At 41.5% G+C, this 26481-nt stretch carries 29 protein-coding genes, 1 pseudogene and 2 other annotated features (1 of these 32 only partly in view); of the genes and pseudogenes, 27 read left to right on the top strand and 3 right to left on the bottom strand.

The genetic code is table 11. The annotated features are described in order from the left end of the window. The first annotated feature begins 172 nt into the window (after positions 1 to 172). Positions 173 to 1369 carry an elongation factor Tu gene (tuf, locus tag B7703_RS09270; RefSeq protein ID WP_001040726.1) on the top strand — a complete coding sequence of 399 codons (1197 nt, stop codon included), beginning with the start codon at positions 173 to 175 and terminating at the stop codon, positions 1367 to 1369. Between the two features lie 256 nt (positions 1370 to 1625). On the opposite strand, the gene B7703_RS09260 is transcribed toward tuf, so the two are convergent. Further along, positions 1626 to 2708, bottom strand: a complete 1083-nt coding sequence (locus B7703_RS09260; RefSeq protein WP_084924558.1) for a DEAD/DEAH box helicase — start codon at positions 2706 to 2708, stop codon at positions 1626 to 1628. Further along, the gene (locus B7703_RS09255; RefSeq protein WP_084924556.1) at positions 2705 to 3682 is read right to left on the bottom strand and encodes a Gfo/Idh/MocA family protein; all 978 of its coding nucleotides are present in this window, start codon (positions 3680 to 3682) and stop codon (positions 2705 to 2707) included. The genes B7703_RS09260 and B7703_RS09255 overlap by 4 nt, the downstream gene beginning before the upstream one ends. Positions 3683 to 3823: 141 nt before the next feature. On the opposite strand from B7703_RS09255, the gene B7703_RS09250 reads away from it, so the two are divergent. The 5 genes from B7703_RS09250 (at position 3824) to B7703_RS09230 (ending at position 6421) form a co-directional block, all read left to right on the top strand. Next, complete coding sequence (locus B7703_RS09250) at positions 3824 to 4528, top strand: YoaK family protein (RefSeq protein ID WP_084924555.1); 705 nt, start codon at positions 3824 to 3826, stop codon at positions 4526 to 4528. A gap of 58 nt (positions 4529 to 4586) precedes the next feature. Continuing rightward, positions 4587 to 4674 (top strand) — a sequence feature (ribosomal protein L21 leader region). A 36-nt stretch (positions 4675 to 4710) separates the two neighbouring features. Next, on the top strand, positions 4711 to 5025 hold the full coding sequence (gene rplU, locus B7703_RS09245; RefSeq protein WP_000109141.1) for a 50S ribosomal protein L21: 315 nt from the start codon (positions 4711 to 4713) through the stop codon (positions 5023 to 5025). Positions 5026 to 5040: 15 nt separating this feature from the next. Beyond that, positions 5041 to 5385, top strand: a complete 345-nt coding sequence (locus tag B7703_RS09240) for a ribosomal-processing cysteine protease Prp (RefSeq protein WP_000613694.1) — start codon at positions 5041 to 5043, stop codon at positions 5383 to 5385. Between the two features lie 16 nt (positions 5386 to 5401). Next, on the top strand, positions 5402 to 5695 hold the full coding sequence (rpmA, locus tag B7703_RS09235) for a 50S ribosomal protein L27 (protein WP_000916509.1): 294 nt from the start codon (positions 5402 to 5404) through the stop codon (positions 5693 to 5695). A gap of 315 nt (positions 5696 to 6010) precedes the next feature. Further along, on the top strand, positions 6011 to 6421 hold the full coding sequence (locus B7703_RS09230) for a DUF5301 domain-containing protein (RefSeq protein ID WP_070842947.1): 411 nt from the start codon (positions 6011 to 6013) through the stop codon (positions 6419 to 6421). A gap of 175 nt (positions 6422 to 6596) precedes the next feature. Here the strand turns inward: B7703_RS09230 and B7703_RS10125 are convergent. Further along, a pseudogene (locus B7703_RS10125) lies at positions 6597 to 6671 on the bottom strand (AraC family transcriptional regulator); the annotation flags it as partial. On the opposite strand from B7703_RS10125, the gene B7703_RS09225 reads away from it, so the two are divergent. The 21 genes from B7703_RS09225 (at position 6664) to B7703_RS09125 (ending at position 26407) form a co-directional block, all read left to right on the top strand. Continuing rightward, positions 6664 to 7572: a LysR family transcriptional regulator gene (locus tag B7703_RS09225; protein ID WP_084924553.1), complete on the top strand. Its 909-nt coding sequence runs from the start codon at positions 6664 to 6666 to the stop codon at positions 7570 to 7572. The pseudogene B7703_RS10125 and the gene B7703_RS09225 sit on opposite strands and share 8 nt — an antisense overlap. Continuing rightward, positions 7569 to 8030, top strand: coding sequence for a signal peptidase II (lspA, locus tag B7703_RS09220; RefSeq protein ID WP_084924552.1), 462 nt, complete (start codon positions 7569 to 7571; stop codon positions 8028 to 8030). Before B7703_RS09225 ends, lspA begins: the two co-directional genes overlap by 4 nt. Further along, on the top strand, positions 8020 to 8907 hold the full coding sequence (locus B7703_RS09215) for an RluA family pseudouridine synthase (protein WP_084924550.1): 888 nt from the start codon (positions 8020 to 8022) through the stop codon (positions 8905 to 8907). Before lspA ends, B7703_RS09215 begins: the two co-directional genes overlap by 11 nt. Positions 8908 to 8909: 2 nt before the next feature. Further along, on the top strand, positions 8910 to 10793 hold the full coding sequence (gene cbpE / locus B7703_RS09210; RefSeq protein WP_060628486.1) for a phosphorylcholine esterase CbpE: 1884 nt from the start codon (positions 8910 to 8912) through the stop codon (positions 10791 to 10793). Positions 10794 to 10893: 100 nt separating this feature from the next. Next, positions 10894 to 12003, top strand: coding sequence for a glutamate 5-kinase (gene proB / locus B7703_RS09205; protein WP_060628485.1), 1110 nt, complete (start codon positions 10894 to 10896; stop codon positions 12001 to 12003). A 9-nt stretch (positions 12004 to 12012) separates the two neighbouring features. After that, positions 12013 to 13275, top strand: a complete 1263-nt coding sequence (locus tag B7703_RS09200) for a glutamate-5-semialdehyde dehydrogenase (protein ID WP_084924549.1) — start codon at positions 12013 to 12015, stop codon at positions 13273 to 13275. 3 nt (positions 13276 to 13278) lie between these two features. Continuing rightward, on the top strand, positions 13279 to 14076 hold the full coding sequence (gene proC, locus B7703_RS09195) for a pyrroline-5-carboxylate reductase (protein ID WP_084924547.1): 798 nt from the start codon (positions 13279 to 13281) through the stop codon (positions 14074 to 14076). Positions 14077 to 14189: 113 nt separating this feature from the next. Further along, entirely contained in the window at positions 14190 to 14828 is a 639-nt protein-coding gene (tmk, locus tag B7703_RS09190; protein WP_084924546.1) for a dTMP kinase, read from the top strand. Further along, on the top strand, positions 14825 to 15715 hold the full coding sequence (locus tag B7703_RS09185; RefSeq protein ID WP_084924544.1) for a DNA polymerase III subunit delta': 891 nt from the start codon (positions 14825 to 14827) through the stop codon (positions 15713 to 15715). The genes tmk and B7703_RS09185 overlap by 4 nt, the downstream gene beginning before the upstream one ends. Positions 15716 to 15754: 39 nt before the next feature. Next, positions 15755 to 16072 (top strand): DNA replication initiation control protein YabA, encoded by a 318-nt coding sequence (yabA, locus tag B7703_RS09180; protein ID WP_000358228.1) that lies wholly within the window; start codon positions 15755 to 15757, stop codon positions 16070 to 16072. 2 nt (positions 16073 to 16074) lie between these two features. Next, positions 16075 to 16953 (top strand): 16S rRNA (cytidine(1402)-2'-O)-methyltransferase, encoded by an 879-nt coding sequence (gene rsmI / locus B7703_RS09175; RefSeq protein ID WP_084924543.1) that lies wholly within the window; start codon positions 16075 to 16077, stop codon positions 16951 to 16953. A gap of 283 nt (positions 16954 to 17236) precedes the next feature. Then, a complete protein-coding gene (trmFO, locus tag B7703_RS09170) occupies positions 17237 to 18571 on the top strand; it encodes a methylenetetrahydrofolate--tRNA-(uracil(54)-C(5))-methyltransferase (FADH(2)-oxidizing) TrmFO (protein ID WP_084924541.1) in 1335 nt (444 codons plus the stop codon). An 83-nt stretch (positions 18572 to 18654) separates the two neighbouring features. Continuing rightward, a complete protein-coding gene (pyrH, locus tag B7703_RS09165; RefSeq protein WP_000002996.1) occupies positions 18655 to 19392 on the top strand; it encodes a UMP kinase in 738 nt (245 codons plus the stop codon). Positions 19393 to 19400: 8 nt separating this feature from the next. After that, positions 19401 to 19958 (top strand): ribosome recycling factor, encoded by a 558-nt coding sequence (gene frr, locus B7703_RS09160; protein ID WP_001262220.1) that lies wholly within the window; start codon positions 19401 to 19403, stop codon positions 19956 to 19958. Positions 19959 to 20017: 59 nt separating this feature from the next. Then, a complete protein-coding gene (gene cvfB / locus B7703_RS09155; protein WP_001095459.1) occupies positions 20018 to 20872 on the top strand; it encodes an RNA-binding virulence regulatory protein CvfB in 855 nt (284 codons plus the stop codon). A gap of 11 nt (positions 20873 to 20883) precedes the next feature. Next, entirely contained in the window at positions 20884 to 21441 is a 558-nt protein-coding gene (locus B7703_RS09150; protein ID WP_084924540.1) for a GrpB family protein, read from the top strand. A 44-nt stretch (positions 21442 to 21485) separates the two neighbouring features. Continuing rightward, the gene (locus B7703_RS09145; protein ID WP_001232084.1) at positions 21486 to 21701 is read left to right on the top strand and encodes a YozE family protein; all 216 of its coding nucleotides are present in this window, start codon (positions 21486 to 21488) and stop codon (positions 21699 to 21701) included. Positions 21702 to 21785: 84 nt separating this feature from the next. Further along, the gene (locus tag B7703_RS09140; RefSeq protein WP_084924538.1) at positions 21786 to 22790 is read left to right on the top strand and encodes a PhoH family protein; all 1005 of its coding nucleotides are present in this window, start codon (positions 21786 to 21788) and stop codon (positions 22788 to 22790) included. Positions 22791 to 22896: 106 nt separating this feature from the next. Beyond that, a complete protein-coding gene (locus B7703_RS09135) occupies positions 22897 to 23466 on the top strand; it encodes a GNAT family N-acetyltransferase (RefSeq protein ID WP_084924537.1) in 570 nt (189 codons plus the stop codon). A 66-nt stretch (positions 23467 to 23532) separates the two neighbouring features. After that, positions 23533 to 24183, top strand: coding sequence for a helix-hairpin-helix domain-containing protein (locus tag B7703_RS09130; RefSeq protein WP_084924536.1), 651 nt, complete (start codon positions 23533 to 23535; stop codon positions 24181 to 24183). Continuing rightward, positions 24167 to 26407 (top strand): DNA internalization-related competence protein ComEC/Rec2, encoded by a 2241-nt coding sequence (locus tag B7703_RS09125; RefSeq protein WP_084924534.1) that lies wholly within the window; start codon positions 24167 to 24169, stop codon positions 26405 to 26407. Before B7703_RS09130 ends, B7703_RS09125 begins: the two co-directional genes overlap by 17 nt. Before the next feature lie 72 nt (positions 26408 to 26479). Beyond that, positions 26480 to 26481 (top strand) — a sequence feature (ribosomal protein L20 leader region) (it continues 130 nt past the right edge of the window).

Genomic DNA, 26481 nt, shown 5'->3' with positions numbered 1-26481 from the left:
GTCAAGTGATAGGAGTAGAAGTGACGTTTAGATTAGCTGATTAAGAATAATTCACAAAAACTTTGTAAAACACTTGCAATTTAGCTGAAATTTGATAAAATAGTAAGGAAAGTTAGACTGTATTGCCTACTGTCTATCTATAAAATATATTTTATTGGAGGCTTTTACTCAAATGGCAAAAGAAAAATACGATCGTAGTAAACCACACGTTAACATTGGTACTATCGGACACGTTGACCACGGTAAAACTACCCTAACTGCAGCTATCACAACTGTTTTGGCACGTCGCTTGCCTTCATCAGTTAACCAACCTAAAGACTATGCGTCTATCGATGCTGCTCCAGAAGAACGCGAACGCGGTATCACAATCAACACTGCGCACGTTGAGTACGAAACTGAAAAACGTCACTACGCTCACATCGACGCTCCAGGACACGCGGACTACGTTAAAAACATGATCACTGGTGCCGCTCAAATGGACGGAGCTATCCTTGTAGTAGCTTCAACTGACGGACCAATGCCACAAACTCGTGAGCACATCCTTCTTTCACGTCAGGTTGGTGTTAAACACCTTATCGTCTTCATGAACAAAGTTGACTTGGTTGACGACGAAGAATTGCTTGAATTGGTTGAAATGGAAATCCGTGACCTATTGTCAGAATACGACTTCCCAGGTGACGATCTTCCAGTTATCCAAGGTTCAGCTCTTAAAGCCCTTGAAGGTGACACTAAATACGAAGACATCGTTATGGAATTGATGAACACAGTTGATGAGTACATCCCAGAACCAGAACGTGACACTGACAAACCATTGCTTCTTCCAGTCGAAGACGTATTCTCAATCACTGGACGTGGTACAGTTGCTTCAGGACGTATCGACCGTGGTATCGTTAAAGTCAACGACGAAATCGAAATCGTTGGTATCAAAGAAGAAACTCAAAAAGCAGTCGTTACTGGTGTTGAAATGTTCCGTAAACAACTTGATGAAGGTCTTGCCGGAGATAACGTAGGTGTCCTTCTTCGTGGTGTTCAACGTGATGAAATCGAACGTGGACAAGTTATCGCTAAACCAGGTTCAATCAACCCACACACTAAATTCAAAGGTGAAGTCTACATCCTTACTAAAGAAGAAGGTGGACGTCACACTCCATTCTTCAACAACTACCGTCCACAATTCTACTTCCGTACTACTGACGTTACAGGTTCAATCGAACTTCCAGCAGGTACTGAAATGGTAATGCCTGGTGATAACGTGACAATCGACGTTGAGTTGATCCACCCAATCGCCGTAGAACAAGGTACTACATTCTCTATCCGTGAGGGTGGACGTACTGTTGGTTCAGGTATGGTTACAGAAATCGAAGCTTAATTCGATTTAGTTCCCAGAAGAACAATTATTTAAGTCAGACACTAAAAGAATCTTGCTTTGCAAGGTTCTTTTTTTCGAATATTGAACTAATACTCTTCGAAAATCAAATTCAACCCACGTCAGCGTCACCTTGCCGTACTCAAGTACAGCCTGCGGCTAGCTTCCTAGTTTGCTCTTTGATTTTCATTGAGTATAAAATTGAAGAATTGTACACAAAAAGCTCTATACACTTGATGGGCATAGAGCAAACGGAGCTTTATTTGATATAGAGTTCTTGATTTTTTAGGACAATTTCTCGTACACTTGCAAACTTCTTAAGTTTTTTGATTTCTTCTGGATGAGTGACGAGAGTAATAACATAACCTTCCTTGCCCATACGGCCAGTACGTCCAGCACGGTGAGTGTAGGTTTCGATATCTCTTGGGACATCAAAGTTTACGACACATTCTAGGCTATCGATATCAATCCCACGAGCCAGAAGGTCAGTTGCAAGAAGCAGGGTTAGTTGCTTGTCTTTAAACTTTTCTAAGATGACTTTTCTAAATTTGACATTGACATCACTAGCGAGGGAAACAGCCAAGATATCCCGATACTGTAGTTTTTCTTCTGCACTTCCAAGGTCTGATAGGCTGTTAAAGAAGACAAGACCTCGGAAATCCTCTACATGAGCCAGTTTTCGTAGCATATCCACTCGGTGACGTTGATCTACCTGCATATAGAAATGTTGGATGTTGTCCAATTTTTGGTCAGAAAGATCAATGGTACGTGTGTTAGGCGCAATCTTTTCTTGGTCAAACTTGGTCGTCGCACTCATGTAGACGAGTTGATGGTCACGCGGTGCGTAGTGAGTGATTTTCTCAACAAAGTGAATCTGAGAATCATCTAGTAATTGGTCGAATTCATCCAGGATGATGGTTTCCACATTCATCATCTTGATTTTTTTCAGTTTAATGAGTTCAAAGATACGGCCAGGAGTTCCAATCAGAATTTCTGGTCCTTTTTTTAGGCGTTCAATCTGGCGTTTCTGACTTGAGCCTGATAGGAAGAGCTGAGCAGTCAAGCTGATAGCTTCAGCCCACGTTTTACATACGTCAAAAATCTGTCCAGCAAGTTCAGTATTTGGTGCTAGAATCAAGAGTTGTTGGGCCTTTTTCTTTTGTAGTCTGAGAAGACTTGGTAGAAGGTAAGCTAGGGTCTTACCAGTTCCTGTTGGGCTCACTCCTAGGAGGTTTTCTCCAGCAAGAAGGGGCTCAAATAGTTGAGTTTGAATGGGAGTGAATTCTTGGAAACCGAGTTGGTCACTCAGTTCTTGCCATTCAGTCGGTAGTTTGTTTTTCATTTTTCTGCCTCAAATCTAATGCCAGCAGTCTGGCGCATGGTATAAAGTAGCTCATGAACTGAACTTGCATCATTCAGCCAAGTTTGGTAGAGATTCAGATCTGGTTTCTGGATCATGTGTGCAAATGAAGCGACTTCCTCAGTCATCGTATGAGGAGCCTGTTGGATAGGGAGTTGGATTTGATTGCCTTGGTGGTCGGTAAAAATAGCCGAGCGAACATGCTCAATCGTGTTGAGAGTCAAGGTTCCATCTGTTGTGTAAATTTCGCAAGGAAGATTGGAAGTGATGTTTTTCCCAGCCTTGATATGAACTTGAAAGTCAGGGTAGAAGAGGATTCCGTCTCCATTTAGGTCCATGCTATTGTCAAGTTGTTGAGCCTGATAGGTCGCGTCTTGAGCTTTTCCAAAGAGACGAACGGCAGCGTAGAGGGGATAAATCCCCAAATCCATAAGCGCTCCACCAGCAAAACGGTCTGAAAAGACATTTGGTGTCTGTCCAGCCAATAAATCCGGCATTTTGGAAGAATACTTGGCATAGTTGAAATCTGCTCCCAAAATTTGTTTGTCTGCTAAAAAGTTTTTGATAGTAGTAAAAGCTTTCTCGTGGTAATTACGAGCTGCTTCGAATATAAAACAGTGATTTTTCTCAGCTGTATGTCTCAAATCCAGCCATTCCTGTGGCTGAGTAACAGCTGGTTTTTCAAGAATAACGTGTTTACCAGCAGACAAGGCAGCTTTTGCCTGAGCAAAATGTAAGGAGTTTGGACTAGCAATATAGACTACATCAAAGGAGCTCTTGAAGAAGTCCTCTACTTGATCAAAGAGTTGGATATCCTGATAGCGAGAAGCAAAGGTTGCTGCAGTTTCTAGTTTTCTAGAGTAGACTGCGACCAGCTGGTATTTTCCACTGGTATGGGCTGCTTCTATGAAGTGGTGGCTGATAGCCCCTGTTCCGATGACACCTAATTTAAGCATAGTTACTCCTTTTCCGATTTCAAATCCTTCTTTCATTATAACATAGATAGACGGGACTATCCAACAGAGGGGAAAAAATTTCAAATAAGCTACTAGGTCTTTTCCAAAGAAAGTGGTACAATAATGAGATGAGTAAATGAAATGGGAGGGAAAATGAGGTTATTACCTATAAGAAAAATATCACGTCAGTCTAAGAGGCTAGCGCTTTTTTTGACTTTTTGTGCAGGATATGTAGACGCCTATACTTTTATTGTGCGAGGGAATACTCTTGTAGCTGGACAAACTGGGAATGTCGTCTTTCTTTCAGTAGAATTAATTCAAAATAATGTTTCAGATGTTAGGGACAAGGTTCTCACCTTGTTAGCTTTTATGATGGGGGTCTTTTTATTAACTGTTTATAAGGAAAAATTGAGAATTGTGAAAAAGCCAATTTTGTCATTGCTTCCTTTAGCAATCTTATCAATCATTATTGGTTTTGTACCGCAAACTGTAGATAATATCTATCTAGTACCGCCCTTAGCCTTTTGTATGGGCTTGGTGACAACTGCTTTTGGTGAAGTGTCAGGTATAGCTTATAATAACGCGTTTATGACAGGGAATATCAAACGGACCATGCTGGCTTTTGGAGATTATTTTCGGACCAAGCACACTCCTTTTTTACGTGAAGGGATTATCTTTGTTAGCCTGCTTAGTAGTTTTGTCCTTGGCGTTGTCTTTTCAGCTTATTTGACGATTTTCTATCATGAAAAGACCATTCTTGGTGTTCCTATTATGATGAGTATTTTTTACCTCAGCATGCTTTTTGCCTCTTGGCAGAAAAAAGTAAAAGAAAAAGCTTCATTTTAGGTGTTATTACTTGTAAGAAAATAGGAGATATGCTATACTTGAAGAGTTGACTATGCACGATCCTGTGCAACCGCACGAACATCGTTGCTTGATTATTCAAGTTTAAGTGGTTCGTCCCACGATGCTAGGCGAGTCTTCACAAAAAATTCGGGGAAACCCATAAAAATCATAGGAGGTGCATAATGAGCACATACGCAATTATCAAAACTGGCGGAAAACAAGTTAAAGTTGAAGTTGGTCAAGCAGTTTACGTTGAAAAATTGAACGTTGAAGCTGGTCAAGAAGTTACTTTTAACGAAGTTGTTCTTGTTGGTGGTGAAAACACTGTTGTCGGAACTCCACTTGTTGCTGGAGCTACTGTAGTTGGAACTGTTGAAAAACAAGGAAAACAAAAGAAAGTTGTTACTTACAAGTACAAACCTAAAAAAGGTAGCCACCGTAAACAAGGTCACCGTCAACCATATACAAAAGTTGTCATCAACGCAATCAACGCTTAATTTTAAGGAGAACACATGATACAGGCAGTCTTTGAGAGAGCCGAAGATGGCGAGCTGAGGAGTGCGGAAATTACTGGACACGCCGAGAGTGGCGAATACGGCTTTGATGTCGTGTGTGCATCGGTTTCTACGCTTGCCATTAACTTTATCAATTCTATTGAGAAATTTGCAGGCTATGAACCAATCCTAGAATTAAACGAAGATGAAGGTGGCTATCTGATGGTTGAAATACCAAAAGATCTTCCTTCACACCAGAGAGAAATGACCCAGTTATTCTTTGAATCATTTTTCTTAGGTATGGCAAACTTATCGGAGAACTCTTCTGAGTTCGTCCAAACCAGAGTTATCACAGAAAACTAACACGGAGGAAAACATTATGTTAAAAATGACTCTTAACAACTTGCAACTTTTCGCCCACAAAAAAGGTGGAGGTTCTACATCAAACGGACGTGATTCACAAGCGAAACGTCTTGGAGCTAAAGCAGCTGACGGACAAACTGTAACAGGTGGATCAATCCTTTACCGTCAACGTGGTACACACATCTACCCAGGTGTAAACGTTGGACGTGGTGGAGACGATACTTTGTTCGCTAAAGTTGAAGGCGTAGTACGCTTTGAACGTAAAGGACGCGATAAAAAACAAGTTTCTGTTTACCCAATCGCAAAATAAAAAGGTCCAGTGAACCTTTTTATCCCGAGCCTTGAAATATAAAGGCGAGGAAGCTAGAAGTAGCATTAAATAAGGCTTTCCGAGTTTTCGGAGAGCCTGCTTTTTTTGTTTTGGTACCCATATTTTAAAATCCTATATAAGAAGCGAACTTGTCGGCTACTTTGTCTTTTAGATACAATTATAAAATAGTGGAATGTGAGCCTTTTACAGTAATGAATGTTATAAGGGAATAAGATATTGTAAAAATTGCTAAGATTTGATATAATAATTTTATCTTAGTAAGCTAGCAGAAATATGGAAAGGATGTAAACCTGTATGAAAAAAATTATCACTATAATAGTCTGTTCAATCTCTTTTCTTGTTTTATCTGCTTGTGTCAGTAAGAAAAAACTTGTTCTTCCTGAACCTGAAACGATCTCTGTAATTTCCCTGCAGAAAAAAATCTCTGAAGATATTAAAACTATAACCAAGAGAGAAGAAATCTCAAAATTGATTGACGAGATACAGAAGCAGTCCACCTCCACAACTTTAGAAAGTTTAAATGATCAACCGACAAATGTTAAAGATTACATCATTATCAAATTCTCTCATCAGAATGAAGAAAATGATAGTGTAGCCTATCTATATACTATGAAAGAAAAACAATATATTGAACAACCCTATGTTGGGATTTGGGAGGTAAGTCCAGATATAGCGAATAGGGTTGAAGAAGCTTATTCTAGTTGATTTATAGAATAAAAGAAATTTTTAGAGAGTTTTCTTGTATCATGTTTTAAACGGTAAATCAACAAGATTTGCTGTTTTTATTTGTTTGAAATAAAATGAGGACTGAAAAAAGATATCATTCTAATTCTTGTATTGGGGTATTAGAGTATTCGCTTAGACTTGAAAATTTCCAGACTCTTTTCCTTTTTGGAAAACTTCTAAAATATGGTATAATGAAAAGATAAAGAAGTTGGGGGTAGAAGATGAACATTCAACAATTACGCTATGTTGTGGCCATTGCCAATAGTGGTACTTTCCGTGAAGCTGCTGAAAAGATGTATGTTAGTCAGCCGAGTCTGTCTATTTCTGTTCGTGATTTGGAGAAAGAGTTGGGCTTTAAGATTTTCCGTCGGACCAGCTCAGGGACTTTCTTGACCCGTCGTGGTATGGAATTCTATGAAAAAGCGCAAGAATTGGTTAAAGGATTTGATATTTTTCAAAATCAGTATGCCAATCCTGAAGAAGAAAAAGATGAATTTTCCATTGCTAGTCAGCACTATGACTTCTTGCCACCAACCATTACGGCCTTTTCAGAGCGCTATCCTGACTATAAAAACTTCCGTATTTTTGAATCAACTACTGTTCAAATCTTAGATGAAGTAGCGCAAGGGCATAGTGAGATTGGGATTATCTACCTTAACAATCAAAATAAAAAGGGGATTATGCAACGGGTTGAAAAGCTAGGCCTAGAGGTCATTGAATTAATTCCCTTCCATACCCATATTTATCTTCGTGAAGGGCATCCTTTGGCTCAGAAAGAGGAATTGGTCATGGAGGATTTAGCAGATCTACCAACGGTTCGTTTCACTCAAGAGAAAGATGAGTACCTTTATTATTCAGAGAACTTTGTCGATACCAGTGCGAGTTCACAGATGTTTAATGTGACAGACCGTGCTACCTTGAATGGTATTTTAGAGCGGACGGACGCCTATGCAACAGGTTCTGGTTTTTTAGATAGTGACAGTGTTAATGGCATCACAGTTATTCGTCTCAAGGATAACCTAGATAATCGCATGGTCTATGTTAAACGTGAAGAAGTAGAGCTGAGTCAAGCTGGGGCTCTCTTTGTAGAAGTCATGCAAGAATATTTTGATCAAAAGAGGAAATCATGAAAAAAAGAGGAATAGTGGCAGTCATTGTACTGCTTTTGATTGCGCTGGATCAGTTGGTCAAATCCTATATCGTCCAGCAGATTCCACTGGGTGAAGTGCGCTCTTGGATTCCCAATTTCGTTAGCTTGACCTACCTGCAAAATCGAGGGGCAGCCTTTTCTATCTTACAAGACCAGCAGTGGTTATTTGCTATCATTACACTGGTCGTTATGGTAGGTGCCATTTGGTATCTACATAAACACATGGAGGACTCATTCTGGATGGTCTTGGGTTTGACCTTGATAATCGCAGGTGGTCTTGGAAACTTTATTGACAGAGTCAGTCAGGGCTTTGTTGTGGATATGTTCCACCTTGACTTTATTAATTTTGCAATTTTCAATGTTGCAGATAGCTATTTGACTGTTGGAGTGATTATTTTATTAATTGCAATGCTAAAAGAGGAAATAAATGGAAATTAAAATTGAAACTGGTGGCCTGCGTTTGGATAAGGCTTTGTCGGATTTGACAGAATTATCACGCAGTCTCGCGAATGAAAAAATCAAATCAGGACAGGTCTTGGTCAATGGGCAAGTCAAGAAAGCTAAATACACAGTTCAAGAAGGCGATGTCGTCACTTACCATCTGCCAGAACCAGAGGTTTTAGAGTATGTAGCTGAGAATCTTCCGCTAGAAATCATCTACCAAGATGAGGATGTGGCCGTCGTTAACAAACCTCAGGGGATGGTTGTGCATCCGAGTGCTGGTCATACTAGTGGAACTCTGGTAAATGCCCTTATGTATCATATTAAGGACTTGTCGGGTATCAATGGGGTTCTGCGTCCAGGAATTGTTCACCGTATTGATAAGGATACGTCAGGTCTTCTCATGATTGCTAAAAACGATGAGGCGCATCTAGCACTTGCCCAAGAACTTAAGGATAAAAAGTCTCTCCGCAAATATTGGGCGATTGTTCATGGAAATTTGCCTAATGATTGTGGTGTGATTGAAGCGCCGATTGGCCGTAGTGAAAAAGACCGTAAGAAACAGGCTGTGACTGCTAAAGGGAAGCCTGCAGTGACCCGTTTCCACGTTTTGGAACGCTTTGGTGATTATAGCTTAGTGGAGTTGCAACTGGAGACAGGGCGCACTCATCAAATCCGTGTTCACATGGCTTATATCGGCCATCCAGTCGCTGGTGATGAAGTCTATGGTCCTCGCAAGACTTTGAAAGGACATGGACAATTTCTTCATGCCAAGACTCTAGGTTTTACTCATCCGAGAACAGGTGAGACCTTGGAATTTACAGCAGATATCCCAGAGATTTTTAAGAAAACATTGGAGAGATTGAGAAAGTAAGAATGAAAAAGAAATTAACTAGTTTAGCACTTGCAGGCGCTTTTTTAGGTTTGTCATGGTATGGAAATGTTCAAGCTCAAGAAAGTTCAGGAAATAAAATCCACTTTATCAATGTTCAAGAAGGTGGCAGTGATGCAATCATTCTTGAAAGTAATGGACATTTTGCCATGGTGGATACAGGAGAAGATTATGATTTCCCAGATGGAAGTGATTCTCGTTACCCATGGAGAGAAGGAATTGAAACGTCTTATAAGCATGTTCTGACAGACCGTGTCTTTCGTCGTTTGAAGGAATTGGGTGTCCAAAAACTTGATTTTATTTTAGTGACCCATACCCACAGTGATCATATTGGAAATGTTGATGAATTACTTTCTACCTACCCAGTTGACCGAGTCTATCTTAAAAAATATAGTGATAATCGTATTACTAATTCTGAACGTCTATGGGATAATCTGTATGGCTATGATAAGGTTTTACAGACTGCCGCTGAAAAAGGTGTTTCAGTTATTCAAAATATCACACAAGGGGATGCTCATTTTCAGTTTGGAGACATGGATATTCAACTCTATAACTATGAAAATGAAACTGATTCATCAGGTGAATTAAAGAAAATTTGGGATGACAATTCCAATTCCTTGATTAGCGTGGTGAAAGTCAATGGTAAGAAAATTTACCTTGGGGGCGACTTAGATAATGTTCATGGAGCAGAAGACAAGTATGGTCCTCTCATTGGAAAAGTTGATTTGATGAAGTTTAACCATCACCGTGATACCAATAAATCAAACACCAAGGATTTCATTAAACATTTGAGTCCGAGTTTGATTGTTCAAACCTCGGATAGTTTACCTTGGAAAAATGGTGTTGATAGTGAGTATGTTAATTGGCTCAAAGAACGAGGAATTGAGAGAATCAACGCAGCCAGCAAAGACTATGATGCAACAGTTTTTGATATTCGACAAGATGGTTTAGTAAACATTTCAACTTCCTACAAGCCGATTCCAAGTTTTCAAGATGGTTGGCATAAGAGTGCATATGGGAATTGGTGGTATCAAGCACCTGATTCTACAGGAGAGTATGCAGTAGGTTGGAATGAAATCGAAGGTGAATGGTATTACTTTAACCAAACGGGTATCTTGTTACAGAATCAATGGAAAAAATGGAACAATCATTGGTTCTATTTGACAGACTCTGGTGCTTCTGCTAAAAATTGGAAGAAAATTGATGGAATCTGGTATTATTTCAACAAAGAAAATCAGATGGAAATTGGTTGGGTAAATACTGGAAGTCAGAACTATTATTTATCAAACGATGGCTCTATGAAGACAGGTTGGCTTCAATATAAGGGGCAATGGTATTACTTTGCTCAATCAGGAGAAATGAAAACGGGTTGGGTAAAAGATAAAGAAACCTGGTACTATATGGATTCTACTGGTATCATGAAGACAGGCGAGATAGAAGTTGCTGGTCATCATTACTATCTAGAAGATTCAGGAGCTATGAAGCAAGGTTGGCTTAAAAAGGCAAATGCTTGGTATTTCTACAAGGAAGATGGTTCACGAGCTGTTGGTTGGATTAAAAACAAGGATAAATGGTACTTCTTGAAAGAAAATGGTCAATTGCTTGTGAACGGTAAGACACCAGAAGGCTATACTGTTGATTCAAGTGGTGCCTGGTTAGTGGATGTTCCGGTCGAGAAATCTGTTACAACTAAAGTCACAAGTCATTCAGAAATAAAAGAATCCAAAGAAGTAGTGAAAAAAGATCTTGAAAGTAAAGAAATTAGACAGAATGAAGGTGTTACAAGCGCTTCAACTAGTCAAGATTTGACTTCTTCAACTTCACAAAGCTCTGAGACGAGTACAAATAAATCGGAATCAGAACAGTAGTAAAAAAGAAGGTTTTAGGGCCTTCTTTTTCCTATCAACTCTTTTCTATTTTATGCTATTCATGTTATAATGGATAAATATGAAGAATCGGAGTGAGACTATGAAATACAAACGGATCGTCTTTAAGGTGGGGACTTCTTCTCTGACAAATGAGGATGGAAGTTTATCACGTAGTAAGGTAAAGGCTATTACCCAGCAGTTGGCTATGTTGCACGAGGCGGGTCATGAGTTGATTTTGGTGTCGTCGGGAGCCATTGCTGCCGGTTTTGGAGCCTTAGGATTTAAAAAGCGTCCGACTAAGATTGCTGATAAACAGGCTTCAGCAGCGGTAGGGCAAGGGCTTTTGTTGGAAGAATACACGACCAATCTTCTCTTGCGCCAAATCGTTTCTGCACAAATTTTGCTGACCCAGGATGACTTTGTGGATAAGCGCCGTTATAAAAATGCCCATCAGGCTTTGTCGGTTCTACTTAGCCGTGGAGCGATTCCTATCATAAACGAGAATGACAGTGTCGTCATTGATGAGCTCAAGGTCGGGGACAATGACACTCTAAGTGCCCAGGTAGCGGCCATGGTCCAAGCAGACCTTTTGGTCCTCTTGACAGATGTAGACGGTCTCTATACAGGAAATCCTAATTCAGATCCAACAGCCAAACGCTTGGAGAGAATTGAGACCATCAATCGTGAGATTATTGATATGGCCGGTGGAGCAGGTTCTTCAAACGGAACTGGGGGCATGTTAACCAAAATCAAAGCTGCAACTATCGCGACAGAATCAGGAGTTCCTGTTTATATCTGCTCATCCTTGAAGTCAGATGCCATGATTGAGGCAGCTGAGGAGACCAAGGATGGTTCCTACTTTGTTGCTCAAGAGAAGGGACTTCGTACCCAGAAACAATGGCTGGCCTTTTATGCTCAGAGTCAAGGTTCTATTTGGGTCGATAGAGGGGCTGCAGAAGCTCTCTCCCAACATGGAAAGAGTCTTCTTTTATCTGGTATTGTTGACGCAGAAGGAGCCTTTTCTTACGGTGATATCGTGACAGTATTTGACAAGGAAAGTGGAAAATCACTTGGAAAAGGACGCGTGCAATTTGGAGCATCTGCTTTGGAGGATATGTTGCGTTCTCAAAAAGCCAAGGGTATCTTGATTCACCGTGATGACTGGATTTCCATTACTCCTGAAATCCAACTACTCTTTACAGAATTTTAGAGGTAAACTATGGTAAGTACACAAGAACAATTTGAACAGGTACAGGCTGTTAAAAAATCAATCAACACAGCTAGTGAAGAGGTGAAAAACCAAGCCTTGCTAGCCATGGTTGATCACTTAGTGGCTGCTACAGAGGAAATTTTAGCAGCCAATGCCCTTGATATGGAAGCTGCTAAGGGTAAAATCTCAGATGTGATGCTGGATCGTCTTTATTTGGATGCAAGTCGTATAGAAGCGATGGCAACTGGGATTCGTGAAGTGGTTGCTTTACCAGATCCAATCGGTGAAGTCTTAGAAACCAATCAGCTTGAAAATGGTTTGGTTATCACAAAGAAACGTGTGGCTATGGGGGTTATTGGTATTATCTATGAAAGCCGTCCAAATGTGACGTCTGACGCGGCTGCTTTGGCTCTCAAGAGTGGGAATGCGGTTGTTCTTCGTAGTGGGAAGGATGCCTATCAAACAGCCCATGCTATTGTCACAGCCATCAAGAAGGGCTTGGAGACGACCACTATTCACCCAGATGTGATTCAACTGGTGGAAGATACCAGCCGTGAAAGCAGCTATGCTATGATGAAGGCCAAGGGCTATCTAGACCTTCTCATTCCTCGTGGAGGGGCTGGCTTGATTAATGCCGTGGTTGAAAATGCTATCGTACCTGTTATCGAGACAGGAACTGGGATTGTCCATGTCTATGTGGATAAGGATGCAGATGAAGACAAAGCTCTGTCTATCATCAACAATGCCAAAACCAGTCGTCCTTCTGTCTGCAATGCCATGGAGGTTCTGCTGGTTCATGAAGGCAAAGCAGCAAGCTTCCTTCCTCGCTTGGAGCAAGTTCTGGTTACAAGTCGGAAAGAAGCTGGGCTGGAACCGATTCAATTCCGCTTGGATGAAAAAGCAAGTCAGTTTGTTTCAGGTCAAGCAGCTGAGGCCCAAGACTTTGACACCGAGTTTTTAGACTATATTCTAGCTGTTAAGGTTGTGAGCAGTTTAGAAGAAGCGGTTGCCCATATTGAGGCTCACAGTACCCATCATTCGGATGCCATTGTGACGGAAAATGCTGAAGCTGCAGCTTACTTTACAGATCAAGTGGACTCTGCAGCGGTTTATGTCAATGCCTCAACTCGTTTCACAGATGGTGGCCAATTTGGTCTTGGTTGTGAAATGGGGATTTCTACTCAGAAACTGCACGCGCGTGGTCCCATGGGATTGAAGGAGTTGACTAGCTACAAGTATGTGGTTACTGGTGACGGACAGATAAGGGAGTAAGAGATGAAGATTGGATTTATCGGTTTGGGGAATATGGGTGCTAGTTTGGCCAAGGCTGTCTTGCAGGCTAAGACGGGCGATGACCTTCTCCTTGCCAATCGTAGCCAAGCCAAGGTAGATGCTTTCATTGCAGACTTTGGGGGTCAGGCTTCCAGCAATGAAGAAATATTCGCAGAAGCAGATGTGATTTTTCTAGGAGTAAAGCCTGCACAGTTCTCAGACTTGCTTTCTCAATATCAAACCATCCTTAAAAAAAGAGAAAGTATTCTTTTGATTTCGATGGCAGCTGGATTGACCTTGGAAAAACTCGCTAGTCTTCTTCCAAGTCAGCACAGAATTATTCGTATGATGCCCAATACCCCTGCTTCTATTGGTCAAGGAGTGATTAGTTATTCCATATCAGCAAACTGTCGTGCTGAGGACAGTGAACTCTTTTGTCAGCTTTTAGCCAAGGCTGGTCTCTTGGTTGAACTTGGAGAAGGCTTAATCGATGCAGCGACAGGTCTTGCAGGCTGTGGGCCGGCCTTTGTCTATCTTTTTATAGAGGCTTTGGCAGATGCAGGTGTTCAAACTGGATTGCCACGAGAGACAGCGTTGAAAATGGCGGCTCAAACCGTGGTAGGAGCTGGGAAATTGATCCTAGAAAGCCAAGAGCATCCTGGAGTCTTGAAAGACCAAGTTTGTAGCCCAGGCGGTTCGACTATCGCTGGTGTAGCAAGCCTAGAAGCGCATGCTTTTCGAGGAACAGTCATGGATGCAGTTGACCAAGCCTATAAACGAACACAAGAACTAGGTAAATAAGAGGTGGCTTTGACTGCCTCTTTTATGGTGGTTGAAATGAGAAGACAAAAAGATTGTCACAAACCCCTATTTTTTTGATAGAATAGAAGTAGTAAAAAAGAAATGAGTTAGACATGTCAAAAGGATTTTTAGTCTCTCTTGAGGGACCAGAGGGAGCAGGAAAGACCAGTGTTTTAGAGGCTCTGCTACCAATTTTAGAGGAAAAAGGGGTAGAGGTGCTGACGACCCGTGAACCAGGAGGTGTCTTGATAGGAGAGAAGATTCGGGAAGTGATTTTGGACCCAAGTCATACTCAGATGGATGCGAAGACAGAGTTACTTCTTTATATTGCCAGTCGCAGACAGCATTTGGTGGAAAAAGTTCTTCCAGCCCTTGAAGCTGGTAAGTTGGTCATTATGGACCGTTTCATCGATAGTTCTCTTGCCTATCAGGGATTTGGTCGTGGCTTGGACATTGAAGCCATTGACTGGCTTAACCAGTTTGCGACAGATGGCCTCAAACCCGATTTGACACTCTATTTTGACATCGAGGTGGAAGAAGGGCTGGCTCGTATTGCTGCTAATAGCAATCGCGAGGTCAATCGTTTGGACTTAGAAGGGTTGGACTTGCACAAAAAAGTTCGTCAAGGTTACCTTTCTCTTCTGGACAAAGAAGGAAGTCGTATTGTTAAGATTGATGCTAGTTTTCCTTTGGAGCAAGTTGTGGAAACTACCAAGGCAGTCTTGTTTGACAGAATGGGCTTGGCTAAATGAAACAAGAAGAATTAAAGGCTTGGCAACCAAACCAGTTTGACCGCTTTGTCCGTATCCTAGAACAAGACCAGCTCAATCACGCCTATCTCTTTTCAGGTTTCTTTGGAAGCTTGGAAATGGCGCAGTTTTTGGCTAAGAGCCTCTTTTGTACGGATAAAGTAGGAGTTTTACCATGTGAGAAATGCCGAAATTGTAAGCTGATTGAACAGGGAGAATTTCCCGATGTCACCTTGATTAAACCAGTTAATCAGGTCATTAAGACAGAACGCATTCGAGAATTGGTGGGTCAGTTTTCCCAAGCAGGGATTGAAAGCCAGCAACAGGTTTTTATTATCGAGCAAGCTGAGAAAATGCATCCTAATGCAGCCAATTCTCTGCTCAAGGTCATCGAAGAACCCCAGAGTGAGGTTTATATTTTCTTCTTGACAAGCGATGAAGAAAAGATTTTACCGACAATCCGAAGTCGGACCCAGATTTTCCACTTTAAAAAGCAAGAAGAAAAACTCATCTTGCTCTTAGAACAAATGGGACTGGTTAAGAAAAAAGCGACTCTCCTAGCCCAGTTTAGTCAATCGCGAGCTGAAGCAGAAAAGTTAGCCAATCAGGCAAGTTTTTGGACCTTGGTTGATGAAAGTGAACGCCTGTTGACTTGGTTAGTGGCTAAGAAAAAAGAAAGTTATCTGCAGGTTGCTAAATTAGCCAACTTGGCAGATGACAAGGAAAAACAAGATCAGGTTTTACGGATTCTTGAAGTTCTCTGTGGACAAGATATCCTACAAGCAAGAGTAAGAGTGATTCTACAAGATTTGCTAGAAGCTAGAAAAATGTGGCAAGCTAATGTCAGCTTTCAAAATGCCATGGAATACCTGGTCTTGAAAGAAATATAAACTCAAAGATGAATGATAAAGAAAGGAAAGAGCTGGTTTATGGACAAAAAAGAATTATTTGACGCGCTGGATGATTTTTCCCAACAGTTATTGGTGACCTTAGCCGATGTGGAAGCCATCAAGAAAAATCTCAAGAGCCTAGTAGAAGAAAATACAGCTCTTCGCTTGGAAAATAGTAAGTTGCGGGAACGTTTGGGTGAGGTGGAAGCAGATGCTCCTGTCAAGGCCAAACATGTTCGTGAAAGTGTCCGTCGCATTTACCGGGATGGATTTCACGTATGTAATGATTTTTATGGACAACGTCGAGAACAGGACGAAGAATGTATGTTCTGTGACGAGTTGTTATACAGGGAGTAGGCATGCAGATTCAAAAAAGTTTTAAGGGGCAGTCTCCCTATGGCAAACTGTATCTAGTGGCAACACCGATTGGCAATCTAGATGATATGACCTTTCGAGCTATCCAGACCTTGAAAGAAGTGGACTGGATTGCTGCTGAGGACACGCGCAATACAGGTCTATTGCTCAAGCATTTTGACATTTCTACCAAGCAGGTTAGTTTTCATGAGCACAATGCCAAGGAAAAGATTCCTGATTTGATTGGTTTCCTGAAAGCAGGGCAAAGTATTGCTCAGGTATCCGATGCAGGTCTGCCTAGTATCTCAGACCCTGGTCATGATTTGGTCAAGGCAGCCATTGAGGAAGAAATTGCGGTTGTGACTGTTCCAGGTGCCTCTGCAGGAATTTCTGCTTTGATTGCCAGTGGTTTAGCGCCACAGCCACATATCTTTTACGGCTTTTTACCGAGAAAATCAGGCCAGCAAAAGCAATTTTTCGACTCGAAAAAAGACTATCCTGAAACACAAATTTTCTATGAATCCCCTCATCGTGTAGCAGATACGTTGGAAAATATGCTAGAAGTCTACGGTGACCGCTCGGTGGTCTTGGTTAGAGAATTGACCAAAATCTATGAAGAATACCAAAGAGGTACCATTTCTGAATTGCTGGAAAGCATTACTGAAACGCCACTCAAGGGAGAATGCCTTCTCATCGTTGAAGGTGCCAGTCAGGATGTGGAAGAAAAAGACGAGGAGGACTTGTTTTCAGAAATACAAGTACGCATCCAGCAAGGCATGAAGAAAAATCAAGCTATCAAGGAAGTCGCTAAGATTTACCAGTGGAATAAAAGCCAGCTCTACGCTGCTTACCACGACTGGGAAGAAAATCAAGAAAATGACTAAACAGGGAAGTTTGCCTTCTTCCCTTTTTTTGTTATACTAGTAGAAGAAAAAATAGAAAGATTTGTGGGAGTGAAAAAGTCCTGTGGACTTTTTCAGCCTGAGCCAGGAAATTCGAAAGCGAAGTAAGTCCTGTGGACTTTTTCAGCCTGAGCCAGGAAATTCGAAAGCGAAGTAAGTCCTGTGGACTTTTTCAGCCTGAGCCAAGAAACTCGAAAACTCTTAAGTTTGATTGGCTTTTTCAATGTGAACCTTGTCTTCACACTCCCAAAGAGGTATTAGTGTCGTGTCTCAATCTTATATCAATGTTATCGGTGCTGGTTTGGCAGGGTCAGAAGCAGCCTACCAAATCGCAGAGCGTGGTATTCCAGTTAAACTTTATGAAATGCGTGGTGTCAAGTCAACACCTCAACACAAAACAGATAATTTTGCTGAATTGGTTTGTTCCAATTCCTTACGTGGGGATGCCTTGACAAATGCAGTGGGTCTCCTCAAGGAAGAAATGCGTCGCTTGGGTTCTGTTATTTTGGAATCTGCTGAGGCTACACGTGTTCCAGCAGGAGGGGCGCTTGCGGTGGACCGTGATGGTTTCTCTCAGATGGTAACTGAGAAAGTAGCCAACCACCCCTTGATTGAAGTAGTGCGTGATGAAATTACAGAATTGCCGACAGATGTTATTACGGTTGTCGCTACTGGTCCTTTGACAAGCGATGCCTTGGCTGAAAAGATTCATGCCCTTAATGACGGCGATGGTTTCTATTTCTACGATGCGGCAGCGCCTATTATCGATGTCAACACCATCGATATGAGCAAGGTCTATCTCAAGTCTCGTTATGATAAGGGGGAAGCGGCCTACCTCAACGCTCCCATGACCAAACAAGAATTTATGAATTTCCACGAAGCCTTGGTCAATGCGGAAGAAGCGCCGCTGAATTCTTTTGAAAAAGAAAAGTATTTTGAGGGCTGTATGCCTATCGAAGTCATGGCCAAACGTGGTATTAAAACCATGCTTTATGGTCCGATGAAACCAGTTGGCCTTGAGTATCCGGACGACTACACAGGACCTCGTGATGGAGAATTTAAAACACCTTATGCGGTGGTTCAGCTGCGTCAGGACAATGCGGCTGGTAGCCTCTACAATATCGTTGGTTTCCAGACTCACCTCAAATGGGGAGAACAAAAGCGAGTCTTCCAAATGATTCCAGGTCTTGAAAATGCTGAGTTTGTTCGTTATGGTGTTATGCACCGCAATTCTTACATGGATTCACCGAATCTTCTTGAGCAGACCTACCGGTCTAAGAAACAACCAAATCTCTTCTTTGCTGGTCAGATGACGGGTGTGGAAGGCTATGTTGAGTCAGTGGCTTCAGGCTTGGTTGCGGGAATTAACGCGGCTCGTCTCTTCAAGGGAGAAAGTGAGGCTATTTTCCCAGAGACGACAGCGATTGGAAGTCTGGCTCATTACATCACTCATGCCGACAGCAAACATTTCCAACCAATGAATGTCAATTTTGGAATCATCAAGGAGTTGGAAGGCGAACGTATCCGTGATAAGAAGGCTCGTTATGAAAAAATTGCAGAGCGTGCTCTTTCTGACTTAGAGGAATTTTTAACTGTCTAATTTTTTTGAAAGAATTGCTCATGATACTATAAAAATCTTAGAAATTATGATAAAATAGGTAGGATAAAAAAAGGAGAGTGAAAATGGCGAATCCCAAGTATAAACGTATTTTAATCAAGTTATCAGGTGAAGCCCTTGCCGGTGAACGAGGCGTAGGGATTGATATCCAAACAGTTCAAACAATCGCAAAAGAGATTCAAGAAGTTCATAGCTTAGGTATCGAAATTGCCCTTGTTATTGGTGGAGGAAATCTCTGGCGTGGAGAACCTGCAGCAGAAGCAGGTATGGACCGAGTTCAGGCAGATTACACAGGAATGCTTGGGACAGTTATGAATGCTCTTGTGATGGCAGATTCATTGCAACAAGTTGGGGTTGATACACGTGTGCAAACTGCCATTGCTATGCAACAGGTGGCAGAACCTTATGTCCGTGGACGTGCCCTTCGTCACCTTGAAAAAGGCCGTATCGTTATCTTTGGTGCTGGAATTGGTTCACCTTACTTCTCAACAGATACAACAGCGGCCCTTCGTGCAGCTGAAATCGAAGCGGATGCTATCCTTATGGCTAAAAATGGCGTAGATGGTGTTTACAATGCCGATCCTAAGAAGGACAAGACAGCTGTTAAATTTGAAGAATTGACCCACCGTGACGTTATCAATAAAGGTCTCCGTATCATGGACTCAACAGCTTCAACCCTCTCAATGGATAACGACATTGACTTGGTTGTCTTCAACATGAACCAACCAGGCAACATCAAACGTGTCGTATTTGGTGAAAATATCGGAACAACAGTTTCAAACAATATCGAAGAAAAGGAATAAGAAAGATTATGGCTAACGCAATTATTGAAAAAGCTAAAGAGAGAATGACCCAATCTCACCACTCACTTGCTCGTGAATTTGGTGCTATCCGTGCCGGTCGTGCCAATGCAAGCTTGCTTGACCGTGTACATGTAGAATACTATGGAGTCGAAACTCCTCTTAACCAAATCGCTTCAATTACGATTCCAGAAGCGCGTGTTTTGTTGGTAACACCATTTGACAAGTCTTCATTGAAAGACATCGAACGTGCTTTGAACGCTTCTGATCTTGGTATCACACCAGCGAATGACGGTTCTGTGATTCGCTTGGTTATCCCAGCTCTTACAGAAGAAACTCGTCGTGACCTTGCTAAAGAAGTGAAGAAGGTCGGTGAGAATGCTAAGGTGGCTGTCCGCAATATCCGTCGCGATGCTATGGACGAAGCTAAGAAACAAGAAAAAGCAAAAGAAATCACTGAAGACGAATTGAAGACTCTTGAAAAAGACATTCAAAAAGTGACAGACGATGCTGTCAAACACATCGACGACATGACTGCTAATAAAGAGAAAGAACTTTTGGAAGTCTAAAAATAAACAGAAAAACTCAGTTGGCATTGCTGGCTGAGTTTTATTCGAAAGAAGGAAATATGAATACAAATCTTGCAAGTTTTATCGTTGGACTGATCATCGATGAAAACGACCGTTTTTACTTTGTGCAAAAGGATGGCCAGACCTATGCTCTTGCTAAGGAAGAAGGTCAGCATACGGTAGGTGATACAGTCAAAGGTTTTGCTTACACAGATATGAAGCAAAAACTCCGCTTGACTACTCTAGAAGTCACTGCCACTCAGGACCAATTTGGTTGGGGAACCGTAACAGAAGTTCGTAAGGACTTGGGCGTCTTTGTCGATACCGGTCTACCTGATAAGGAAATCGTTGTGTCACTCGATATCCTCCCTGAGCTCAAGGAACTCTGGCCTAAGAAGGGTGACCAACTCTACATCCGTCTTGAAGTGGACAAGAAAGACCGTATCTGGGGACTCTTGGCGTATCAGGAAGACTTCCAACGTCTGGCGCGTCCTGCTTACAACAACATGCAGAACCAAAACTGGCCAGCCATTGTTTACCGCCTCAAGCTATCAGGAACTTTTGTATACCTACCAGAGAATAACATGCTTGGTTTCATTCACCCAAGTGAGCGCTATGCAGAGCCACGTTTAGGCCAAGTGCTAGATGCGCGTGTTATCGGTTTCCGTGAAGTGGACCGTACCTTGAACCTATCCCTCAAACCACGTTCTTTTGAAATGTTGGAAAATGATGCTCAGATGATTTTGACTTACTTGGAAAGCAATGGCGGTTTCATGACCTTAAATGATAAGTCATCTCCAGACGACATCAAGGCAACCTTTGGCATTTCTAAAGGTCAGTTCAAGAAAGCTTTAGGTGGTCTTATGAAAGCTGGTAAAATCAAGCAGGACCAGTTTGGGACAGAGTTGATTTAGGTCTTATAGACATGATAAAGAAACTTGAAGAAATGAGTTTAGAGGAACTCTGGCAACTTTTTCCTATTTTTTTAGTAGAGCACAAGTCAGAGTGGAAAGACTGGTATGAATTGGAAAAAACAAATGTGAAAACAATATTGGGTGCAAATGTTATTCAAAGAATAGAACATATCGGTAGCACTGCTATCCCTAATATTTGGGCCAAAAATATCGTTGATATTCTGTTAGAAGTAGGTAGAATAGAGGATTTAGCAAGAGTTAGGGATTTATTGGTGAAGAATGGGTGGCTAGTGATGTCGGAGAGTCCTAACAGAATTTCGCTAAATAAAGGATATACAGAGCAGGGATTTGCTGAGAAAGTTTTTCATTTACATTTGCGAATGACGGGAGATCATGACGAGATTTATTTTAGAGATTATCTCTGCCAGCATCCAGATATTGCCCAAGCGTATCAGGAATTAAAACTCAGTTTGTGGAAACAATTTGAACACAATCGAGACGCCTATACTGATGCGAAAACGGATTTTATAAATCACTATGTGTCAGAGGCTAAGTCCAGTAATTTTTAAAAATCAGAAAAGTTTCATCAAAAAAGTCTTGATAGGAGAAAGAATTGAGAAAATCATTTTACACTTGGCTCATGACCGAGCGCAATCCTAAAAGTAACAGTCCCAAAGCTATCTTGGCAGACCTCGCTTTTGAAGAGTCAGCCTTTCCAAAACACACAGATGATTTTGATGAGGTGAGTCGCTTTTTGGAGGAGCACGCCAGTTTCTCTTTTAACCTAGGAGACTTTGACGCTATCTGGCAAGAATACTTAGAACACTAGCATGATTCACTAGGTTTGGGCTAGTAATTTCTCCGCCCCTTTGCTATAATAAAAAGAAATAAAAGGATTAGAGAGGTTCTTTATTTGAAGGAACATTCAATAGACATTCAACTGAGTCATCCAGATGACCTGTTTCATCTTTTTGGTTCCAATGAACGTCATCTTCGTTTGATGGAAGAAGAGCTTGATGTGGTGATTCATGCTCGTACGGAGATTGTCCAGGTTTTGGGAGAAGAGTCTGCTTGCGAGGAAGCTCGTCAGGTTATCCAAGCCTTGATGGTCTTGGTAAACCGTGGGATGACCGTTGGTACGCCAGATGTGGTAACTGCAATTAGCATGGTCAAAAACGATGAAATTGACAAGTTTGTCGCCCTTTATGAAGAAGAAATCATCAAAGACAATACTGGGAAACCTATCCGTGTCAAAACACTGGGTCAAAAACTTTATGTGGACAGTGTTAAACAGCATGATGTGACCTTTGGAATTGGGCCAGCAGGTACAGGTAAGACCTTTCTTGCAGTGACCTTGGCGGTGACTGCCCTTAAACGTGGGCAAGTCAAGAGGATTATCCTGACTCGTCCAGCAGTGGAAGCAGGTGAGAGTCTTGGATTTCTTCCGGGTGACCTCAAGGAAAAGGTCGATCCTTACCTTCGCCCTGTTTATGATGCCTTGTATCAGATTTTGGGGAAAGACCAAACGACTCGACTCATGGAGCGTGAAATTATCGAGATTGCGCCCCTTGCCTATATGCGTGGACGAACCTTGGATGATGCCTTTGTCATTCTCGATGAGGCGCAAAATACGACCATCATGCAGATGAAGATGTTCTTGACTCGTTTAGGTTTTCATTCTAAGATGATTGTCAATGGAGATATTAGTCAGATTGACCTTCCGCGTAACGTCAAGTCCGGTTTGATTGATGCTCAAGAGAAACTCAAGAATATCCATCAAATTGACTTTGTTCACTTTTCAGCCAAGGATGTGGTTCGCCATCCAGTTGTCGCTCAAATTATCCGAGCTTATGAACCAGCACCTGTTAAAAATGAAGAGATTGAAGAATTATATCCTCAACCTCTGTCTGAAGGATAGTTCTTTTGTACTTAAAGTTATCTCAATACTAAGTATAAATTTGCTTTTTAAATGTTTCATTCAATATCCTTATATTAGTTAGAAACTTTTCAAGTGGAGAAAACGTATGGAATCAATCTTTTTAAAACTAGCCCAGTATCCCATAGTCGAGACAGAGCGTTTATTGCTTAGACCTGTAACCTTGGATGATGCGGAAGCGATGTTTGCCTATGCCTCGGACAAGGATAATACACGTTACACTTTTCCAACCAATCAAAGCTTGGAAGAAACCAAGAATAACATTGCTCAGTTCTACTTGGCTAATCCCTTGGGACGCTGGGGAATAGAACTAAAAAGTACTGGAGAGTTTATCGGAACCATTGACTTGCACAAGATTGATTCTGTTCTTAAGAAGGTAGCTATTGGTTATATTATCAACCAAAAGTATTGGAATCAAGGTTTGACGACAGAAGCCAATCGTGCCGTAATTAAGCTAATTTTTGAGAAGATAGGAATGAACAAGTTGACCGCTCTTCATGACAAAGACAATCCCGCATCTGGCAAGGTCATGGAGAAATCAGGTATGCGTTTTTCCCACGAAGAACCCTATGCCAGAATGGATAATAAAGAACCAGGTCGAATTATCACAAGAGTTCATTATGTCTTGACTAAGGAAGACTATTTTGCAAATAAATAAGCAGTTGAGAAGAAATTTTCAACTGTTTTTTCTTCCTCTTACGAATAATCTAAGAGAGGAGAAAATATGGAAGCAATTATCGAAAAAATCAAAGAGTATAAAATTATTGTCATCTGTACTGGTCTGGGCTTGCTTGTAGGCGGATTTTTCCTGCTAAAGCCAGCTCCAGAAACACCTGTCAAGGAAACGAATTTGCAGGCAGAAGTTGCAGCTGTTTCCAAGGATTCATCGACCGAAAAGGATGTGAAGAAGGAAGCAAAGGAAGAACCGGTTGAACAAGATCTAATCACAGTAGATGTAAAAGGCGCTGTTAAAGCACCTGGAATTTATGATTTGCCTGTAGGTAGTCGGGTCAATGATGCCGTTCAGAAGGCAGGTGGCTTGACAGAGCAAGCAGACAGCAAGTCGCTCAATCTAGCTCAGAAAGTTAGTGATGAGGCTCTGGTTTACGTTCCAACTAAGGGAGAAGAATCAGCTAGTCAACAGGCAGGTTCGGGGACGGCTTCTTCAACAAGTAAGGACAAGAAGGTCAATCTCAACAAGGCCAGTCTGGAAGAGCTTAAACAGGTTAAGGGACTGGGAGGAAAACGAGCTCAGGACATTATCGACCATCGTGAAACAAATGGGAAATTCAAGTCGGTTGATGAGCTCAAGAAGGTCTCTGGCATTGGTGCCAAAACGATAGAAAAGTTAAAAGACTATGTTACAGTGGATTAAGAAGTTCTCTATTCCCTTAATCTATCTGAGTTTTCTATTACTCTGGCTTTACTACGCCATTTTTTCAGCATCCTATCTTGCTTTGTTGGGCTTCGTTTTTCTGCTCGTCTGTCTCTTTATCCAATTTCCTTGGAAACCTGCTGTAAAAGTTCTAGTTATTTGCGGAATCTTTGCCTTCTGGTTTCTGTTTCAAAATTGGCAACAGAGTCGAGCGAGTCAAAATTTGGCGGATTCTGTTGAAAGGGTACGGATTTTGCCTGACACTGTTAAGATCAATGGTGATAGTCTGTCCTTTCGTGGCAAGTCTGATAGACGCATTTTTCAAGTCTATTATAAACTCCAGTCCGAGGAGGAGAAAGAAGCCTTTCAAGCTTTAACCGACCTTCATGAGATAGAGTTAGAAGGAAAACTTTCAGAACCAGAAGGGCAGAGAAATTTTGGTGGCTTTGACTACCAAGCCTATCTGAAGACTCAGGGAATTTACCAGACTCTCAATATCAAAAAAATCCAGTCACTTCAAAAGGTTGGCAGTTGGGATATAGGAGAAAATCTATCCAGTTTACGCCGAAAGGCTGTGGTTTGGATTAAGACACATTTTCCAGACCCTATGCGCAATTACATGACAGGTCTCTTGTTAGGGCATCTGGACACAGATTTTGAGGAGATGAATGAGCTTTATTCCAGTCTAGGAATTATCCATCTTTTTGCCTTGTCGGGTATGCAGGTAGGCTTTTTCATGGATGGATTTAAGAAACTTCTCTTGCGATTGGGCTTGACCCAAGAAAAGTTGAAATGGCTGACTTATCCCTTTTCACTTATCTATGCAGGGCTGACAGGATTTTCAGCATCAGTTATTCGCAGTCTATTGCAGAAGCTACTGGCTCAACATGGTGTTAAGGGTTTGGATAATTTTGCCTTGACTGTGCTTGTCCTCTTTATCATCATGCCCAACTTTTTCTTGACAGCAGGAGGTGTCTTGTCCTGCGCTTATGCTTTTATCTTGACCATGACCAGCAAAGAAGAGGAGGGACTCAAGGATGTTGCTAGAGAAAGTCTGGTTATTTCTTTGGGAATATTACCCATTCTATCCTTCTATTTTTCGGAATTTCAACCTTGGTCCATCCTCTTGACCTTTGTCTTTTCCTTTCTATTTGACTTGGTCTTCTTACCGCTCTTGTCTGTCTTATTTGCCCTTTCCTTTCTTTATTCAGTCATTCAGCTGAATTTTATTTTTGAATGGTTGGAGGGAATGATTCGCTTTGTATCGCAGGTGGCAAGTAGGCCTCTGGTCTTTGGACAACCCAATGCATGGCTTTTAATCTTATTGTTAATTTCCTTGGCTTTAGTCTATGATTTGAGGAAAAACATTAAAAGGCTAGCAGTATTGAGCTTATTGATTACGGGTCTCTTTTTCTTGATCAAGCATCCACTGGAAAATGAAATTACCATGCTGGATGTGGGGCAAGGTGAAAGTATTTTCCTACGGGATGTAACTGGTAAGACCATTCTCATAGATGTAGGTGGAAAGGTAGAATCTGATAAGAAAATCGAAAAATGGCAAGAAAAGGCGACGACCAGCAATGCCCAGCGAAGCTTGATACCCTATCTTAAAAGTCGAGGAGTAGCTAAGATTGACCAGCTAATTTTGACTAACACGGACAAGGAGCATATTGGCGATTTGTTGGAGGTGACCAGGGCTTTTCATGTAGGCGAAATTTTAGTGTCAAAAGGCAGTTTGAAACAGAAGGAATTTGTGGCAGAACTACAGGCGACTCAAACCAAGGTTCGTAGTGTGTCAGTGGGAGAGAATTTGCCAATTTTCGGAAGTCAGTTAGAAGTCTTATCTCCAAGGAAAATTGGAGATGGAGGTCATGAAGATTCCATAGTTCTGTATGGGAAACTCTTGGATAAGCACTTCCTCTTCACAGGAAACTTGGAGGAGAAAGGAGAGAAGGACTTGCTGAAGCAATATCCTGACCTAGAGGTGGATGTTTTGAAAGCTGGGCAACATGGCTCTAAAAAATCATCAAGTTCAGCCTTTTTAGAACAGCTCAAACCAGAGATGACCCTCATCTCAGTTGGAAAGAACAATCGAGCGAAACTCCCCCATCAGGAAACTTTGACACGACTGGAAACTATCAATAGTAAAGTTTACCGAACTGACCAGCATGGAGCTATACGCTTTAAAGGGTGGAATAGTTGGAAAGTCGAAACGGTTGGTTAATGAGCAGAAACTTTTCAAAAAAATAACTTTTTATCTTGACAAGTGCTCGAAAACTTGGTATCATATAAAAGTTG

Source organism: Streptococcus mitis, from assembly GCF_002096735.1.
Taxonomy (GTDB): domain Bacteria; phylum Bacillota; class Bacilli; order Lactobacillales; family Streptococcaceae; genus Streptococcus; species Streptococcus mitis_CZ.
Note: the sequence above shows the minus strand (reverse complement) of the source record. Positions and strands in the feature narration are given on the sequence as shown.

Excerpts from the sequence above, each read along its gene's own strand:
- tuf (WP_001040726.1), top strand. The coding sequence starts at position 173 with ATGGCAAAAGAAAAATACGATCGTAGTAAACCACACGTTAACATTGGT.
- B7703_RS09260 (WP_084924558.1), bottom strand. The coding sequence starts at position 2,708 with ATGAAAAACAAACTACCGACTGAATGGCAAGAACTGAGTGACCAACTC.
- B7703_RS09255 (WP_084924556.1), bottom strand. The coding sequence starts at position 3,682 with ATGCTTAAATTAGGTGTCATCGGAACAGGGGCTATCAGCCACCACTTC.
- B7703_RS09250 (WP_084924555.1), top strand. The coding sequence starts at position 3,824 with ATGGGAGGGAAAATGAGGTTATTACCTATAAGAAAAATATCACGTCAG.
- rplU (WP_000109141.1), top strand. The coding sequence starts at position 4,711 with ATGAGCACATACGCAATTATCAAAACTGGCGGAAAACAAGTTAAAGTT.
- B7703_RS09240 (WP_000613694.1), top strand. The coding sequence starts at position 5,041 with ATGATACAGGCAGTCTTTGAGAGAGCCGAAGATGGCGAGCTGAGGAGT.
- rpmA (WP_000916509.1), top strand. The coding sequence starts at position 5,402 with ATGTTAAAAATGACTCTTAACAACTTGCAACTTTTCGCCCACAAAAAA.
- B7703_RS09230 (WP_070842947.1), top strand. The coding sequence starts at position 6,011 with ATGAAAAAAATTATCACTATAATAGTCTGTTCAATCTCTTTTCTTGTT.
- B7703_RS09225 (WP_084924553.1), top strand. The coding sequence starts at position 6,664 with ATGAACATTCAACAATTACGCTATGTTGTGGCCATTGCCAATAGTGGT.
- lspA (WP_084924552.1), top strand. The coding sequence starts at position 7,569 with ATGAAAAAAAGAGGAATAGTGGCAGTCATTGTACTGCTTTTGATTGCG.
- B7703_RS09215 (WP_084924550.1), top strand. The coding sequence starts at position 8,020 with ATGGAAATTAAAATTGAAACTGGTGGCCTGCGTTTGGATAAGGCTTTG.
- cbpE (WP_060628486.1), top strand. The coding sequence starts at position 8,910 with ATGAAAAAGAAATTAACTAGTTTAGCACTTGCAGGCGCTTTTTTAGGT.
- proB (WP_060628485.1), top strand. The coding sequence starts at position 10,894 with ATGAAATACAAACGGATCGTCTTTAAGGTGGGGACTTCTTCTCTGACA.
- B7703_RS09200 (WP_084924549.1), top strand. The coding sequence starts at position 12,013 with ATGGTAAGTACACAAGAACAATTTGAACAGGTACAGGCTGTTAAAAAA.
- proC (WP_084924547.1), top strand. The coding sequence starts at position 13,279 with ATGAAGATTGGATTTATCGGTTTGGGGAATATGGGTGCTAGTTTGGCC.
- tmk (WP_084924546.1), top strand. The coding sequence starts at position 14,190 with ATGTCAAAAGGATTTTTAGTCTCTCTTGAGGGACCAGAGGGAGCAGGA.
- B7703_RS09185 (WP_084924544.1), top strand. The coding sequence starts at position 14,825 with ATGAAACAAGAAGAATTAAAGGCTTGGCAACCAAACCAGTTTGACCGC.
- yabA (WP_000358228.1), top strand. The coding sequence starts at position 15,755 with ATGGACAAAAAAGAATTATTTGACGCGCTGGATGATTTTTCCCAACAG.
- rsmI (WP_084924543.1), top strand. The coding sequence starts at position 16,075 with ATGCAGATTCAAAAAAGTTTTAAGGGGCAGTCTCCCTATGGCAAACTG.
- pyrH (WP_000002996.1), top strand. The coding sequence starts at position 18,655 with ATGGCGAATCCCAAGTATAAACGTATTTTAATCAAGTTATCAGGTGAA.
- frr (WP_001262220.1), top strand. The coding sequence starts at position 19,401 with ATGGCTAACGCAATTATTGAAAAAGCTAAAGAGAGAATGACCCAATCT.
- cvfB (WP_001095459.1), top strand. The coding sequence starts at position 20,018 with ATGAATACAAATCTTGCAAGTTTTATCGTTGGACTGATCATCGATGAA.
- B7703_RS09150 (WP_084924540.1), top strand. The coding sequence starts at position 20,884 with ATGATAAAGAAACTTGAAGAAATGAGTTTAGAGGAACTCTGGCAACTT.
- B7703_RS09135 (WP_084924537.1), top strand. The coding sequence starts at position 22,897 with ATGGAATCAATCTTTTTAAAACTAGCCCAGTATCCCATAGTCGAGACA.
- B7703_RS09130 (WP_084924536.1), top strand. The coding sequence starts at position 23,533 with ATGGAAGCAATTATCGAAAAAATCAAAGAGTATAAAATTATTGTCATC.
- B7703_RS09125 (WP_084924534.1), top strand. The coding sequence starts at position 24,167 with ATGTTACAGTGGATTAAGAAGTTCTCTATTCCCTTAATCTATCTGAGT.